Below are 14,001 nucleotides of genomic sequence, written 5' to 3' on the forward strand. Positions count from 1 at the left end.
CTGCAAACGAAAAAAGGCCAGCCACGCAGCGTTAACTGCATGGGCTGGCCAAGGGGAGGGAATGGTTAGACGTGTTGGGATTAGCCGACCAGGAAGCGCCTGCTGCCTTCCTTGGGCTTGGTGTAGCGAACCTGCAGGTAGGGTTTGTCCTTCAGCATGCGTTCAACATCGAGCACGTTGCTGTCTTTGGATTTCTTCCAGCTGATAAAGCCGTGGCTGAACTCCGCGCGGGTGGCATCCCCCATGGCCTGTTGCAGCAACTGCTTGAGCTGGGCTTCGCGCGTTTCCTTCTCGCTGATGGATTGGCGCACAGCCTTGAGCTCTAGGTAGGCCGCTGCCAAACCAGCGCGGCCACTGAAATCAGCGGTCTGGCCGTTGTCCTCCGGATAGAGCGCGCGCAGTGCCATTTCAGCCGAGGCTGAGCCATCAGCAGGCGGTGGCGTGTCGGTCTCGACGTAGTGCCAGAACTTACGCTCCAGCTCGATCAGGCGGCCAATCATCTGCTCGTCCCGTTCGATGCGGTGGATCTCCAGCGTCTGGCCGCCCAGCAATACAGCGACATCCGCAGCCTGCTTGCCGGTGACTGCAAGCTGATGCATTACCTGCAGTTGCACATACTCGGGCACGCCTTCTTTCCAGAGGCGTGCGCCGTTTATGCCGGCAGTCTTGCATTCGAGGATCTGCACATCGTCAGCACCGATTACCTCTCGGTCGATGTTGGCCAGCATCCAGGACATCTCAGGGTTTGGATGCTGCAGTACGGCGTTGATGCGCCGTACGCGTTTGCTGGTGCGCTTGCTGTAATGCCAAGCCACGATCGGCTCCAGCACATTGCCCCAGTACATCGGGCTTTCCTCATCGTGCGGATCGGCCTTAGGCAGGGTGGTATCGCGACCTGTTTTCTCCAACCACAGCTCTAGCTGCGACTTGTAGGGATTTAGGCCTACTGCAGCGCCGGCATCCGAGCTGCCGATGCCCTGTTTACGCACCATCAGCCAATCTTCACGAGGCAGTTCCTTGGTACTGATTAAACGCAGCGCCGGGCGCGGCTTGCTGGCGCGGCTCAACGAAGTAGCTTTCATAGCGTTCACCTAGTGGACATAGAAACGCCCGATCAGCAACCAGGCTGATCGGGCTTTATGGGGTGGAGGAGGTAAGCGGTCAGGCGACCAGTTGCAGAGCGGTGTCCAAGGCGCGTTGCTTGATCTGCGCGCCTTGGCCGAACCATGCCGAATCCATGCGGTACTCATTGCTGCGCGCACGACGCTCGTGATCGACAAACTCGGTCACGGAGTTGAGCAGGCCCCAGGCGGTTCCACGTGCCGAGTCCAGCTGACTGCCCCGGCCCCGGCCTTCATACAGCTCCTGAACCTTGCGCAGGGCGCGCTCGTTGGGCAGCACCTCCGGCAGTGCGCCGGTCGGATTGGTCTCGCACAGCACGTTCATAAAGAAGCCCAGCGCCTCATGCCACTGCACCTTGCGCTCGGCCAGCGCACGCATGCGGTACATAAAGTCGTCCCATTGCGAGACGGCGATGCCGAGTTGTTTCTTCACCGCCTTCGGATCGAAGCGGGTGTTGTGGGGCACCTTGATCGCCCGGCTGGTGCCGTCCAAGGCGATGGTCAGGGTGTTGTTGCAGACTACGCGAACAGTGGTTGGCGTTGCTGTGGTGGCCAGGGTGCCGTCGCAGGAAGTTGCCAACAGCAGGTAGCCATTCACTTGGTCGTTACCCTTGAGCGCTGCACCTTGCCCGGTACGCGCCAGCGCCCAGAACTTGCGTCCACCTTTGAGCACGCCGGCTGTTTCCAGCTCGTAGCCAGAGACCTCAGTCAGGTCTCGGTAGAACTCCAAAACTTCCTTTGGCTGCACGGTGTGATAGCGATTGGAGACTACCGAAAGCGGTGCCTTGCTGTCCGAGCGGAACAGCACCTTCTGTTCGGGGTACGAGTGAATAGAACCCAGATGACCAATCGCATCTGCCTTGAAATGCACGGGGCTTTCCTGGATTGTCCAGTCCATGCCGGCTTCGCGTTGCCAGACCTCGATGGGTTGTTTCTGAGTGAGCGGATTGCCCAGGCCATGCCATGGGGCTGCGCCAGCGTAGGCCATTGTTTCGACGAGATGAGCCATGGTTGAGATTCCTTTAGGTGCACGCCGGCATAAAGCGCTGGGCATGCGCAGTCCCGGCAATGATTGATGGGGTTAGAAGTTAGGAGGTTGTTTGGATGTAGGCAGGTTGAAGCGATGACCACAGAGCAGGCAGAGGTTGTGGGCCAGGACGTGGCGGTCGAGCGATTCGCCCAGCTGCGCGCCGAGCGCACAACCACCAACCCCGCCGGCCAGGCCACCGAGGATGGCACCTGATACCGAACCGAGGGTGATACCGACAGGGCCGGCGAAAGCGCCAATAAGCGCCCCCGCTTGACCGCCAGCCAAGGCAGCGCTGACGCCACGTGCAGCACCACCCACGGTGCCGATGGCCGCGCCAATTTTCATGGCGTGATGGAAAGAAGCGATTTTGGGGGAGTGACAGCGAGGGCACTGCAATGACATGGGCAAACTCCTTGGTGGTGATGTCATTGCAGTTATGTATGATTGAAAAACTTTTGAATCGAGATAGATCGACTGTCAGGGTGTCCGGATGCAGCTAGTATCATCATTTTGATACTATCCGGCACACAGCCAAACGCGACGCTTTTTCAGGCGCCTTCTTGTTTAGTCAGGGCAGTGAGGGACTGCCAGAGGGGAGAAAAGTATGGCAAGCGAACACGGAAAAACAATCGACCAACTAGAACAGTCCCTCATGGAAATAGCCGTAGAAAGCTGGCGATTTTCACGCCTGTTTGCGCGCGTTGTTAACAAGCTGGATGCAGGTGAAGCCGGCCGATACATCAATCAGCTCCGCTACTTCCAAAAGGCGGTCGAAGAAAGCCTTGATGGCAGTGGGCTGAAGCTTGTGAACGTTGAAGGCCAGCTGTTCGACCCAGGAATGGCTGCCTCCGCCCTAAACATTGGCGATTTTGGTCCTGATGATGAGCTGCTGGTCGATCAAATGGTCGAGCCCATCATCGTGGGACCTGAAGGCTTACGGAAACAGGGCACGGTGATGCTTAGGAAGGTGCACGCATGAAATACGTCGGAATCGATCTTGGCACAACGAACAGTGCAATTTGCTCATACGACGGGGAGTCTGTGCGCCTTTACAAGAGCCCTGATCAAAATGATGTCACGCCATCCGCTATTTTCATTGATAGGCGAGGCAACAAGTACTTGGGTAAGCGCGCATACGATAGCGCCGCCAAGAACCCAGATAACGCTGCCACTAAGTTCAAGCGAATGATGGGGACAAGCACCCCGGTAAAGCTGGCAGCAGTCACCATTACGATGACTCCGGAAGAGTGTTCAGCCGAAATTCTCAAGCTGTGCTTCGGGTATCTCCCAGAGGAAATCAGGAATGGCGGAGACACGGGGACCGTGATTACGGTACCTGCTGCCTTCAATCAGATGCAAAAGGACGCAACGCTGGCTGCAGCTGAAATGGCTGGCCTGGGCAGCGTTGCGTTGATGCAAGAGCCAGTTGCGGCTGTCATGTGTGTCATGAAGCAGCGGAAAGGTGATGGCGTTTTTCTGGTGTTTGATCTCGGTGGTGGAACGTTGGATATTGCCATCGCAGAAAGTATCAGTGGTCGGGTTAGCCTGCTGGCCCACGGCGGCGTCGCGATGTGCGGTGGCACAGACTTCGATCGCTCCATTCTCGATAACGTAGTCAAGCCGTGGCTTATATCGAACTTTGATGTCCCTGAAGATTTCAGTGCAAGCCAAAAATACAAATCACTGCTGAGAATGTGTCTTTGGGCCTCAGAGAAGGCGAAGATTGAGCTTTCCGCCAAGGAAGATTCCGTAATCAGTCTTACAGAGTCTGACCTCGGTGTTAGTGATGAGTCCGGTTCGGAAATATATGTCGACATTCCTTTCACCAGAAAACTTCTCGATGAGTTGATTGCCAGCAAGGTGAATGAGTCGATTCAATCCGCTCGGGAAACTCTTGAGAAAGCAGGTCTGAGTCCTCACGATGTTGAACGTATTGTGTTTGTTGGTGGGCCCACGCAGTACAAGCCCCTGCGTGACCGAGTTGCGTTTGAACTGGGTATAGCGCCATCTACGGACGTGAATCCCATGACGGCTGTGGCAGAAGGTGCGGCAGTCTTTGCCGAATCTATTGACTGGGGTTCGCAAAGCCGCGGTCGGAAGAGTGCCAGGGGAGCGCTCAGCACGGGTGGGGCTCTGGATCTCTCTTTCAACTACATCGCGCGGACACCGGATTCGAAAGCGAAAGTCGTGGTCAAGCTTGGTGGGAGTGCTGCGGCTGGCGTTGAGTTTCAGATTGACAGTTTGGACACAGGTTGGTCTTCAGGTCGGATGGCTCTCAAAGATGGAGCCGCAGTCGAGCTCAACCTTGCGAAGCCTGGGGGGAACACATTCAAAGTTTTCGTATTTGACTCGAAGGGTGGGCCAGTCGTACTTCGAGATGACAAGATCGTTATCTCGCGGACAGCAGCTAGCATCGATGCGATTCCTGCGTCCCACTCGATTGGCGTTGAGGCGCGCGACAAGCTCGCCGGGCGATTTGTTCTCGATTACTTGGTTCGCGAAGGTGATCAATTGCCCAAGAAGGGCAAGAAGACCTTCAAAACTGAGGAGTCGCTCAAGGCAGGCAGTACCGGGTCAATCAAGTTCAAACTGTGGGAGGGGGAGATCTCCGACCCGGTCAATGACAATCGATTTATCGGTATGTTCGAGATCAAGGGATCTGACTTTGATGATGGTGTCATCTCAGCAGGCGCTGAGATGATCTGTGAGTACGAAGTGCTCGACTCCGGGAACATCATGATGGAGGTTTCTGTACCTTCGATCGGTAGTTCGTTCTCTAGCAGTCGCAATTTCTACTCCCGCCAAGAAGGCCAAATCGACTACACAAAGGCATCAAAACTTGTTGAGGAGCAGTCGGGGCATGCGCTCCAGCGCCTCGAGGAGATGGCATCGAAAATTGACGATCCGCGACTGGATCAAGCACGAGACAAGCTAAAGCAAGCAGAGTCGATTAAGTCCGGTGAATCAGACCCCGAAACTGCGAAGCAGGCAATGGATAACGTCCAGGAGGCCAAGCGGCTATTGGCTCTCGCTCGCAAGGAACATTTGAGGGATATTCGCCAGCTTGAACTGGATAAGATTGTCGAGTTCTTCGATCAGGCAGTACGTGAGCATGCTCGCCCTACTGAAGCCAATGCCTTCGATAATTTAGTTAAGACCGCTCAGCGAGCGATAGGCTACATCAATGGTGACTTTGAATCTCACCTGGATGATTTGCGCGGAAAGAACTTCATTATTCTTTGGCGTCAGGAATGGTTTGTAATCGATCGATTCAAATGGCTTGCGCAGGACGAGTACCTGTTTTCGGATGCGAGAGAGCATGCGCAGTTAGTCGCTGCCGGTGCCGACGCGCTCAAGGCGAATGACATCGACAAGCTGCGCGCGGTAGTCGGACATCTCGACTCGGTGCGTATCGGCTCAGCTGGCGATGATGAAATGATGGCTGGCGCTAATATCGTTCGGAGTTGACCAATGGCCCTTGATGCGTGGCTCCCAGTTGGGTACAAATTACCGGATGGCGCGAAGGCGCGAATCGCGGTGTCCGAGGGCACAAACTGGCAGATTCTAGAGACCCAAGGCGATGGGCGAGCGCTGGTTGCACATGATGAACTCGCCCATCGTTGGATAGACGCTGGATTGATGGAAACAGGCCTCTTCAGCTCATTCGACTTTGGAGATCAGCGCCTTTGGGCGATTTCATGTGGACCAAGCCAGGTGCTTTGCCCGGTCACCGAAGGAAGGTCTCCTGATACAAAAGCGGAGGCACTATCGTTTGCGCTGGCGCTGAAGGCAACACGTGACATAGATGCAGAGTCACCATTGCAAGACGCTTTGTATGTCGAGAAGATCAGCCGCCTCCTCCCAACCTACAGTATCAGTTCCAGAACGGACGATGATTTCGTACTCGGACACTGGCTGACAGGTGGCGCTAGCGTTTCTGCAAAATCGTTCCGTAGGCTTCGCCAGACTATGAGTTGGCTCGGCGCTGGTCATCTCAAGGAGGTAGTACAAGCGGCGGGGTTTGAAGTTGTTGAGATTATTCCGGCTGATAAGAGGCGAAGTGAGATGCCTCGGCCCGACGCAGTTCCCGATCAGCGCGCGAACAGAGTGGACGCTATACCTGAAGGCGCGCCAGCAGAAAAAGTATTTGAGCTGGCTGGTCGTCCTGAGCTTGCCAACTTCTTCAACGAACACATTGTCGACATCATCCAGAACCGTGACCGCTACAAGGCCCTAGGTATCGACTACCCGTCTGCTGTGGTTTTGCATGGACCACCCGGGTGCGGCAAAACTTTTGCAGTTGATCGACTGATCGACTTTCTTGGCTGGCCGAGCTTCCAGATTGATGCGTCGAGCGTTGCTAGCCCCTACATCCATGAAACCAGCAAGAAGGTGGCGGAGATTTTCGACAAAGCAATACAGAGCGCACCGTCAGTCCTCGTCATCGACGAGATGGAGGCATTTCTCGCCGATCGCGAGATGGGTTCGGGGCATCATCGTGTCGAGGAGGTCGCTGAGTTCCTACGGCGTATACCAGAGGCCGCAAAGAGCGAAGTGCTCATCGTCGCGATGACAAACCGGGTTGACATGATTGATCCCGCCATCATGCGAAGGGGCCGCTTCGATCACGTTGTCAAAGTGGACTATGCCAGTGAAGTCGAAGTTCTGTCGTTGTTAGAGAAGCTACTGTTGGCCTTGCCGAGTGAGGAAGACGTCGACCTGAAGCCATTTGCTCGGGAACTCACTGGAAGGCCATTGTCGGATGTGGCGTTCGTTGTGCGTGAGGGAGCGAGGCTTGCAGCCCGCTCTGGGAAGGATAGGCTAGACCAGGACAGTCTTTTGTCCGCGATGCGGTCGGCCCCCGCTAGAGAGCGTGAAGGCGGTGTGCCGCGTCGGATTGGATTTATTTGAGGGCTGGTGCGTGTCGTCTGGAGAAGAAGAGAAACAGGGTGATGAAAAAGGCTTTGCAGGCCTTTCTTCAATGGTGTCGGATATTGATGCCACGATTGCCGGCACTCTGGGGCAGGTGCAGGGTGCATCTTTGGGCTCATCTTCTCAGCAGTCTGCACAGACTAGTCGGCAGGTTCACCAAGAGCCCTCCAAACCTACTCCGCAGTCGTATCAACCACCTACTCAGCCATCTGGGGGCTCATCAACTGGCAAGTGGGTGTTTGGAATTGCTGCACTCATTGGAGTTATGTGGCTCATAACGTCCCAATCGGGAAACAACAGGTCCTCTGGGCTGGCGTATTCTCCTGGGACTTCTTCGACGTCAGTGGCACAGGCTCCGGCGTGGCAGTCGCCTGCCGTAAAACCTCAGGCACCGAGTCGCCCAGTCGAGGATAAACCTTCAGTTGGCCGTAATAATGTGCTCTCGACAGAGCAGATTCACTACTGCTTGGCCGAGAAGATGCGTATCGATGCATCGGACTCCGTGCTCGACAACCAAAACGAGTCGGACGTAAACCGATTCAATGCTTTCGTAGATGATTACAACAGCCGGTGTGGTGAATTTCGCTATCGAGACGGCACGCTTGAAAGCGCGCGAGCAGACGTTGAGCGGCATCGTGGTCAGCTTGAAACCGAGGGGCGCAACAGGTTCGCGCGCAGTCCCGCGGCAATAGTGAAAGCTCCGACGCGGATGGCCGCTCGGCCGATGCCGGACGCCACGGTTCAAGCGATTCAGCGCCGCTTAAATGAACTCGGATATGACGCTGGAAATGCCGATGGTTTGTTCGGGGATAAAACACACTTGGCGATTCAGGCCTTTCAGCGGGATAGCGGCCTTGTCTCAGATGGCATCGCTAGCACCTCGCTGCTTACACAGCTGAATGCCACGGCTCTGAACTCAAGCTCCTCGCTAAATGGAGGAACTATACGGGGAGGGGGAGCGGAAAGGGCTCCAAATGTTGCTCCCCAGCCCCAAAATGCGCGTCAATCTGAGCCAAGCAGGGATAAAGCAAATTTCGCTAAATGCATTGGCGGCCAGTATCCGGTGTTGTGTGACCATTCACTGCTGACTCAGTCTGAAGCGGCGCGTGTTGATGCAGCTGAGCGCAAAGCAAATTTCGCTAAGTGTATTGGCGGCCAGTATCCGGTGTTGTGTGACCATTCACTGCTGACTCAGTCTGAAGCGGCGCGTGTTGATGCAGCTGAGCGCAAAGCAAATTTCGCTAAGTGTATTGGCGGCCAGTATCCGGTGTTGTGTGACCATTCACTGCTGACTCAGTCTGAAGCGGCGCGTGTTGATGCAGCTGAGCGCAAAGCAAATTTCGCTATGTGCATTGGTGGCCAGTATCCGGCGCTATGCGACCATTCCAAACTTTCGTCTCAAGAGGCAATACGCGTTGGAGATGCCGAGAGGCGTGCTGTGCGTAGTTATTAGGTCGGCTGACTTGCCTAAGAACAGAGAAGCACCTGTTGAATTACTAGCATGACGAGCCTGCGGGGCTGAAAAGTTAGAAACCTTGGCTCCATGCCAGTCCTGCAGGCGTTACCGAAGGCAGAACACGAACGGGCTCTTTCGCTCGTTCTGTCCGAATGCCTATTCTCAGCAACGCAGCTTTCAGCTTTTGCTAATGAAATCCGCAATCACTTGGAAGCGCTTTTCAGTCACTGAGGATCCCTCCGTGACTGAAAAGGCTTGCCAGATCGGGTCGCAGCCAGCGACTGTATATCCGTATCACAATCAGTATCTGACTCATCGGGAACCCGGCGCCAGCGAAATATGCAGACGACAAATATCCACCAGAACCCATTTGCGCTTCTCGGAGTTACCACTAGGGATGACCGCAGGCGCATCGTCGAGTTGGCAGAAGAGAAGTCGCTAGAGTTGGATCATGACGCATGCCAAAAAGCGCGATCTGACTTGACCAGTCCGAGAACAAGGTTGATCGCTGAAATGGCATGGCTGCCTGGTGTGTCTCCCAGAAAAGCTTCGCAGCTTGTCGGGGTATTGCTTAAGGATCCGATGTCGGTACGTAGGGAATCTGGTCTACCAACCCTAGCTCACCTGAACCTTATGGCGGTGGCGTTTGAGGCGATCGACGACAGAGTCACTGCCGACGATGTTGCTGAGTTTATTCAGGAAATGGCTTACCTAGTCGACGATCTGTCCGTCGACCAAGTGTTACGTGATATCAACGAAGATCGATCTGTGTCCGGCTTCCCTGAGGTAAAGGGCGTGAATCAGATCGAAACTGAGCTTACAGAGCGAAAGCGTTATTACCGCAATGCTATCAAGGATGCGCTCAACAGACTTCCACCAACGTCTCTTGTTAATGCCATGACGGCAGCTGTCGACGGAGTTACGAGTGGAGGGGAGGATTATGCGCCAGAGTTGATAGACGATCTCGTGGATAGCTACGCCGTCGAAACGCAGGGATTCCTCCAGAAAGAGGCGGAGAATGTTCAGAAGCTCATTAAGGCTGCTAGAGACTCTGCGAAGTCAGGCGAGGGTGTCGTAAAGTCCATTGTGGATAAACTCGAAGCGGTAGCGCGCAATTGGGACAAGGTCGCACAACCAATCCAGTTGAGCGCCAAGGCTAGGGGTATCGATCACGAGCCGAGTCACGTGATTGCGTACTCTATCCGTAGTCTTGCGCTCGAGCTGTTTAACGAGCATGACATGCTTATCCAGTCGCGGAGACTGATTGGGCTGATACAAGAGCTCTTTGCCGAATTGCCAGAAGTCGCGGAGCGGGTTGAGCAGGATTTGGATGTTCTTACCGACATTTCGCAGCGCCGGAGCGAGTCTGCCGCGATCGATCCAATTCGCACGCTGTGTGAGAGCGTTCTCAAGAACATTGAACGGAACCCTCGCGCTGCGAATGACGAGGGACTGCGCTTGCTAAATGAGGGGGGGGAGTTGCTGAAGGCCGCGCCTGTTAAGGTGAACTCTCCAGCATACCGGGAGGCTAAAGACATACTCGCGGTTGCGCTCTTGCAGTGCGCGGTGACTTACGGCAATCAGACATCAAAGTGGGAGCCATGCATTTCGTTGCTGGAGAGGGCGCTGACGCTCGCATCGGAAGTGCAACTCCGCCAGAGGCTCAACGAGAACCTAGCTATCGTCAAGGCCAATCACGCCAGCCTCGGTGATCTTGAGCATATCGAGAAGGCGCCATCCTTGCGCTCTATCAACGGGATAGGCGTCACGCTTTATGGGAGTACAGACAAAAATCCTGTCGACGGTTCGTACATGGCGACGTATTACTTCGTCGTTTTCTTCATTCCGATCTTCCCAATTGCTCGCTATCGGGTTATTCCAACCGCTGGGGGCTATCGCTTCTTGGGTAAGGGGAGACTGCGCACTTTCGACAAGTGGCACATCGCTATTTCGCTGGGTTTGATTGTGCTGATGTTCGCCAACGGATGAGGGGGCCGATTTTACTTGTGGATTCAATCGAGGGATGCGACACGCTAAATCCTGCGTAGTCAGGAGGAATGTTGCAGATGCAGCAAAGCCCCCGGATCCATTGCACTGAAAGTCTGAAGACATTGATGTGGGACCGCTGGAAGCAGGGAGACTCGCTCCATCAGATCGCGCAGTTTTTTAATCGAAACCTCCGCGGGCGGTACAGGCCGCTCCAGCCCAGAACATTAAGCATCTGGCAGAACGAGGTTGCTCCATCAGTCTGCTCTGGGCCAGTACCCCGCGAAGCCTGCTTTTAATCTGTCGGTTCAATGAATCGATACGACTTTTTGGCCCCTGCTTTCCTTGATGGCTGCCACTGACAGGTTGCCGGTAGCTGCTTCCTGGATGTGCTCGCTCCACCACGCCATCATCGGGCGTCTGCGTTTGATGTAGTCCACCCGGTTGTATGCGCTGCGAACCTCGTCTTCGTCTACATGGGCAAGCGCCACCTCGATCAATTCAGGTTCCCATCCGTGCTCGTTGAGGATGGTGCTGGCCATTGAGCGCATGCTGTGGCTGACCAGGCGACCTTCGAAGCCCATGCGCTTCAACGTCATGTTGCTAAGGAATGGCTGACCCATTTACGTTGAGGGTCACAAAGTTGGCCCATTCAGTCATCAGCGAACGGCGCTTTTCCAACAAGTCACTGCGCCAGTAGGCGGCTTCCGCACCGTTGGCGACAACGTGAGCCAAAGCCATCTCACAGACTTCGCGTGCATGGTGCGTACATTCAGCCGCCCAATCCCTGAATGTGCTGCGAAAGCCGTGAGCTGTAATGACTCTATCGTTGCTATCGCGCCAGCCATTACCCCCATCTTCTAGGTCCTTTTGGTCCATGCGACGCAGGGTCATCAGCATGGCCATATTGCTAATCGGTCGCCCTTTGCGGGAGCCTGGGAACAGTAGTGAGCTGCCTTTAATACGTGGGAGCTCTTCCAGTAGCGCGATCAGGGTATCGGAGAGTGGCACAGTGTGGGCTTTGCCCGCTTTCATGCGCGCCGCTGGAATCGACCATAGCTTGGCTTTCAAGTCGACTTCACTCCAGTCAGCGTCAAGAACTTCGCTGGTTCTGCAGGCCGTGAGGATGGCTATTTTGAGGGCGCTGGCAGAGAGTCCTTCAACACTATTAAGTGCCTGCATGAAGCGAGACAACTCCGAGTAGGGCAATGCCGGGTGGTTTTGGGTGCGCTTAGCCTTGGAGCTTGGCGGTAACAGCTTGTCCAAGTGTCCACGCCAGCGGGCTGGATTTTCACCGTCGCGCAATCCACGCGCTTTAGCAGCATCTAGGACTAGTTCGATCCTGTTGCGCACCCGGCTAGCAGTTTCGGCTTTGCTGGCCCAAATAGGTTTCAGGATTTCGAGAAGATGCTCGGTGGTGATCTGGTTGGTGGCGAGTTCACCGATGACGGGAGCAGCGTAAGTAGCCAATGTGTTCGTCCACTGTTGAGCATGTTTGACGTTTTTCCAACCAGCACGATGGGCCTCTATGTAATCGTTGGATACGTCTTGGAACGTTACGGATTTCCTAATGCGATGGTGCTCAGCAGCTTGCAGTGCTGTGCGCTCATCATCACGTGCCTGCAACGGGTCAATGCCGTCCCGCAGTAAACGTCGCTTATCACTGCTGTTTTGCCGAGCCTCCTTAAGACCGACTGCGGGATAGGTGCCTAGGCCCATTTCTCTGCGCTTACCTGCAAGCTGGAAACGCAGCACCCAATATTTCTTCCCGTTGGGTTTGATCAGGAGGCGAAGACCGTCTCCATCTTCGTAGGTACCTGGAGTCGTTAGATTTTCGATTTGTTTAGCGGTCAGCTTTCCCAAGGGAGTATTCCTCAATCGTTTCTGTTCCCCCATCTGTTCCCCCACATAGGCTAGGAAGGTGACGGATGTTGGTGGATATCTTGAGACGATGATAGGCTTATGCTCCCTTTAAAACAAAGGGATATAGAATTGTCATGGTTGTTGATGGATATTAATTTGGCGGACTCCTTCACCGCCAAATTCGATGTAACCAGAACCCTTGATTTCGAAAGAAGTCAGGGGTTTTGTGGTTTCTGGGGTATGGATTTTGAGTTTGGCTGATGCTGTCTCAACGACAGCGGCAGAGGCGTTTCTGAATTTGATGTAGGAGATGTCCCGGGCGTGTGGGACGTCATGGTGGAAACCCAAGTGGTTGAGTGTTTCCATGGGAATCAGCCCCTAAATGCGCCTTCCCGGGCAAACGCAAGCGACCCCGCAAAGCTCCAGGTCCTCGATATGACCACCGCGCTCAAGTACAGCGAAGACTACGCCGACCCGAATGCCGAAGTCTGGGCTCATGCGAAAGCTGGCAGCCCGTTGCCCACGCCAAAGGACTACACAGGTCCGCGAAGTTACTACGAGTTTTTGCAGACGGTTCAACTGCAAGGCGAACACGGCAGCGCGTTTGCTTATAAGACCGTCAACACTGACGCTCTGGGTTGGGTCATCGCTCGAGTGACCGGGCGCAGTGTCGCGCAGTTATTGTCGGAGCGTATCTGGAGTCGGCTGGGTGCCGAGCAGGATGCCTATTTCACGGTGGATTCCATCGGCACTCCGTTTGCTGGCGGTGGGTTGAATACCGGTCTGCGGGACCTGGCGCGGTTTGGCGAGATGCTGCGCAATGAGGGTCGGTTCAATGGCCAACAGATCGTGCCCGAAGCAGTGGTCGATGACATTCGCCATGGTGGTGACAAAAACTTTTCGCCAAGGCCGGTTTCGACTTGTTGAAAGGGTGGAGTTACCGGTCGGTGTGGTGGGTGACGAACAAGGAAGGCGGGGCATTCATGGCGCGGGGCGTTCATGGGCAGCGCATCTATGTCGACCCTGCGGCCGAGATGGTCATCGTTCGATACGCTTCCCATCCCGTTGCCAGCAACTCGGCCAACGATCCCGTTACGTTGCCGGCGTTTGATGCGCTGGCTCAACATTTGTCCCGGTTGCCTTGAATGCCAAGGCCATGAAAAAGGAAAACCCATGATCACCACCACAACCCACACCATCGAAGGCCGACAGATCACCGCCTACCTGGACATTGTCAGCGCCGAGTCTGTGCAGGGCGTGAACGTTATTCGCGACATGTTCGCGGGGATGCGGGATTTTTTTGGCGGGCGGTCTCAGACATTGGAGCGTGCGTTGAACGAAGCGCGGATTCAGGCGACCGATGAGATCAAGGAACGGGCGCGGGCGATTCAGGCCGATGCCGTGGTGGGGCTCGATTATGAGATCAGCATGCCAGCCGGGAAGGGCGGGATGGTGGTGGTTTTCGTAACCGGGACGGCCGTTAAACTGAGGTGAGTCTGGTCTGGTGAGAAATCACGTGTTGGTTTTGTAGGAAGCGCTATATTCCATTCGTCGGGCGTTGAAGGATAGGAATTACAAGTCCGGTAATGACCGACTAGTCTAGAAAGCTTGGT

The 14,001-nt window shown here is 55.1% G+C and carries 11 protein-coding genes and 2 pseudogenes; 7 read left to right on the forward strand and 6 right to left on the reverse strand.

Annotated elements, in window-relative coordinates; genetic code table 11:
- Positions 1-80: 80 nt before the first annotated feature.
- The 3 genes from ACA073_RS08650 to ACA073_RS08660 form a co-directional block, all read right to left on the reverse strand.
- Positions 81-1,082, reverse strand: a complete 1,002-nt coding sequence (locus tag ACA073_RS08650) for a YqaJ viral recombinase family nuclease (RefSeq protein WP_497402912.1) — start codon at positions 1,080-1,082, stop codon at positions 81-83.
- 79 nt (positions 1,083-1,161) lie between these two features.
- Complete coding sequence (locus tag ACA073_RS08655; protein WP_497402913.1) at positions 1,162-2,130, reverse strand: DUF932 domain-containing protein; 969 nt, start codon at positions 2,128-2,130, stop codon at positions 1,162-1,164.
- Between the two features lie 72 nt (positions 2,131-2,202).
- Positions 2,203-2,553 (reverse strand): hypothetical protein, encoded by a 351-nt coding sequence (locus tag ACA073_RS08660; RefSeq protein ID WP_497402914.1) that lies wholly within the window; start codon positions 2,551-2,553, stop codon positions 2,203-2,205.
- A 202-nt stretch (positions 2,554-2,755) separates the two neighbouring features.
- Here ACA073_RS08660 and ACA073_RS08665 point away from each other — a divergent pair, with 202 nt between their 5' ends.
- The 5 genes from ACA073_RS08665 (at position 2,756) to ACA073_RS08685 (ending at position 10,528) form a co-directional block, all read left to right on the forward strand.
- Positions 2,756-3,130, forward strand: coding sequence for a hypothetical protein (locus ACA073_RS08665; protein WP_497402915.1), 375 nt, complete (start codon positions 2,756-2,758; stop codon positions 3,128-3,130).
- A complete protein-coding gene (locus tag ACA073_RS08670; protein ID WP_497402916.1) occupies positions 3,127-5,619 on the forward strand; it encodes an Hsp70 family protein in 2,493 nt (830 codons plus the stop codon). The genes ACA073_RS08665 and ACA073_RS08670 overlap by 4 nt, the downstream gene beginning before the upstream one ends.
- 3 nt (positions 5,620-5,622) lie before the next feature.
- Positions 5,623-7,062, forward strand: coding sequence for an ATP-binding protein (locus tag ACA073_RS08675; RefSeq protein ID WP_497402917.1), 1,440 nt, complete (start codon positions 5,623-5,625; stop codon positions 7,060-7,062).
- Positions 7,049-8,536, forward strand: coding sequence for a peptidoglycan-binding domain-containing protein (locus ACA073_RS08680; protein ID WP_497402918.1), 1,488 nt, complete (start codon positions 7,049-7,051; stop codon positions 8,534-8,536). The genes ACA073_RS08675 and ACA073_RS08680 overlap by 14 nt, the downstream gene beginning before the upstream one ends.
- 342 nt (positions 8,537-8,878) lie before the next feature.
- The gene (locus ACA073_RS08685) at positions 8,879-10,528 is read left to right on the forward strand and encodes a hypothetical protein (RefSeq protein ID WP_497402919.1); all 1,650 of its coding nucleotides are present in this window, start codon (positions 8,879-8,881) and stop codon (positions 10,526-10,528) included.
- A gap of 305 nt (positions 10,529-10,833) precedes the next feature.
- Here the strand turns inward: ACA073_RS08685 and ACA073_RS08690 are convergent.
- The 3 genes and pseudogenes from ACA073_RS08690 to ACA073_RS08700 all read right to left on the reverse strand — a co-directional run.
- Positions 10,834-11,130 (reverse strand): annotated as a pseudogene (locus ACA073_RS08690) (tyrosine-type recombinase/integrase); the annotation flags it as partial.
- On the reverse strand, positions 11,129-12,388 hold the full coding sequence (locus ACA073_RS08695) for a tyrosine-type recombinase/integrase (RefSeq protein ID WP_497402920.1): 1,260 nt from the start codon (positions 12,386-12,388) through the stop codon (positions 11,129-11,131). The pseudogene ACA073_RS08690 and the gene ACA073_RS08695, both read right to left, overlap by 2 nt.
- 132 nt (positions 12,389-12,520) lie before the next feature.
- Entirely contained in the window at positions 12,521-12,754 is a 234-nt protein-coding gene (locus ACA073_RS08700; protein ID WP_497404250.1) for a hypothetical protein, read from the reverse strand.
- Between the two features lie 57 nt (positions 12,755-12,811).
- Here ACA073_RS08700 and ACA073_RS08705 point away from each other — a divergent pair.
- Together ACA073_RS08705 and ACA073_RS08710 are read left to right on the forward strand one after the other, a co-directional pair.
- Positions 12,812-13,533 (forward strand): annotated as a pseudogene (locus ACA073_RS08705) (serine hydrolase domain-containing protein); the annotation flags it as partial.
- Between the two features lie 28 nt (positions 13,534-13,561).
- On the forward strand, positions 13,562-13,882 hold the full coding sequence (locus tag ACA073_RS08710; RefSeq protein ID WP_497402921.1) for a YbjQ family protein: 321 nt from the start codon (positions 13,562-13,564) through the stop codon (positions 13,880-13,882).
- Positions 13,883-14,001 lie beyond the last annotated feature (119 nt).

The sequence above is a fragment of the Pseudomonas sp. LBUM1670 genome (assembly GCF_059695695.1).

Coding starts and splice junctions, on each gene's coding strand:
- ACA073_RS08655 (WP_497402913.1), bottom strand. CDS start 2,130: ATGGCTCATCTCGTCGAAACAATGGCCTACGCTGGCGCAGCCCCATGG.
- ACA073_RS08665 (WP_497402915.1), top strand. CDS start 2,756: ATGGCAAGCGAACACGGAAAAACAATCGACCAACTAGAACAGTCCCTC.
- ACA073_RS08700 (WP_497404250.1), bottom strand. CDS start 12,754: ATGGAAACACTCAACCACTTGGGTTTCCACCATGACGTCCCACACGCC.
- ACA073_RS08660 (WP_497402914.1), bottom strand. CDS start 2,553: ATGTCATTGCAGTGCCCTCGCTGTCACTCCCCCAAAATCGCTTCTTTC.
- ACA073_RS08685 (WP_497402919.1), top strand. CDS start 8,879: ATGCAGACGACAAATATCCACCAGAACCCATTTGCGCTTCTCGGAGTT.
- ACA073_RS08650 (WP_497402912.1), bottom strand. CDS start 1,082: ATGAAAGCTACTTCGTTGAGCCGCGCCAGCAAGCCGCGCCCGGCGCTG.
- ACA073_RS08670 (WP_497402916.1), top strand. CDS start 3,127: ATGAAATACGTCGGAATCGATCTTGGCACAACGAACAGTGCAATTTGC.
- ACA073_RS08710 (WP_497402921.1), top strand. CDS start 13,562: ATGATCACCACCACAACCCACACCATCGAAGGCCGACAGATCACCGCC.
- ACA073_RS08675 (WP_497402917.1), top strand. CDS start 5,623: ATGGCCCTTGATGCGTGGCTCCCAGTTGGGTACAAATTACCGGATGGC.